General features: G+C 51.1%; 1 protein-coding gene. It reads right to left on the bottom strand.

The genetic code is table 11. The features are described from left to right. The coding region (locus A7D23_RS15575; protein WP_083221875.1) for a helix-turn-helix domain-containing protein at positions 1 to 1,043 on the bottom strand (1,043 nt) is incomplete at its 3' end. Positions 1,044 to 1,072 lie beyond the last annotated feature (29 nt).

Genomic DNA, 1,072 nt, shown 5'->3' with positions numbered 1-1,072 from the left:
GGCTTCTGGTATGATGCGAATGGGTCGCAGTAGTACAGCCGCGTCCTGCGGCGGCCCTGTGCATCATACTCCAAAGCTTTCGGGTTTGAAAACTCTGAACCGTTGTCAGTGAGGCAAACGGAAAGAAGGCGGCTGAACACCTCTCTGCTAAGAGTTTCGTCTAGGCAGTTGAAGACGTCGATAACGGACTGGGAGGTATTGCGTTCCCTGATGAAGGCCAGCATCAAGTCACAGGACTTGAACATCATCGTGAGCAGGACCTTTCCACCGACACGCCCGATAACTGAATCTATCTCAACGACCGGAGCGTCTGATGCTTCCGTAAAGGCCAGGAAGTCGGCGTAGGTGCGGCCAAGCCTGCAGGTGCTGTCGATTTTATGCTCCACCGTTTTGGTTTTTCTGGGCTTAAGGCGGCAGACCCGGGGCATGTCAATGTTTCTCGCCTTAAAGAGTCCGCCGGAAACATAGCGGTAGATGGATTTCTCACTGACGATAAGCCTGTCGGCATTGTGGACTGCGATGTGATGAACAGATTGCCCACGCTGGATGAGGGGACTGATCCATTCGTCAAGGTAGAGCAGTTCATCCTCGGTAATATTTGCACCGGAGCGGGATTCCACCAGCATCTCTCGGTATGCCTCATGAGCATTTCTGTGGAGGTAATACTTTTTCCGTAGGACACACTGGTAAGCTTCAAGACAACCGTTGCAGACATACGGTGGATCATAAAGCCTGTGGCAGCGTCGCTCCTCGAATTCCTCGCATACGGCATTGCAGTAATTACAGCGGGAACACTTTCTTGTGCAATTAGGCTTGTCGGAGCAGATCTGCATTTTTTGGCAGACATTGAGATTGGCGCAGCGGTTATGGATACGGTATGGCGCATATTTATTGCTTTCAATGGCGCGGGCGCGAATTTCACGGGAAATGGTGGATGCGCTTTTTTCAAGGGTGACGGCAATCCGCTTAAGAGATACGCCCTCTCGCAGTAGCTGCTCAATTTGTAGACGCTCCGAATCAGTGAGATGCTTGTTTTTTGCCATGGTAAATTCTCCTTTGACTCAAAGATTCC

Origin of the sequence: Dehalobacter sp. TeCB1 (assembly GCF_001707455.1) — a bacterium.
Taxonomy (GTDB): domain Bacteria; phylum Bacillota; class Desulfitobacteriia; order Desulfitobacteriales; family Syntrophobotulaceae; genus Dehalobacter; species Dehalobacter restrictus.
The sequence above is the reverse complement of the archived record's forward strand: the minus strand, read 5'-3'. Positions and strand labels throughout refer to the sequence as shown.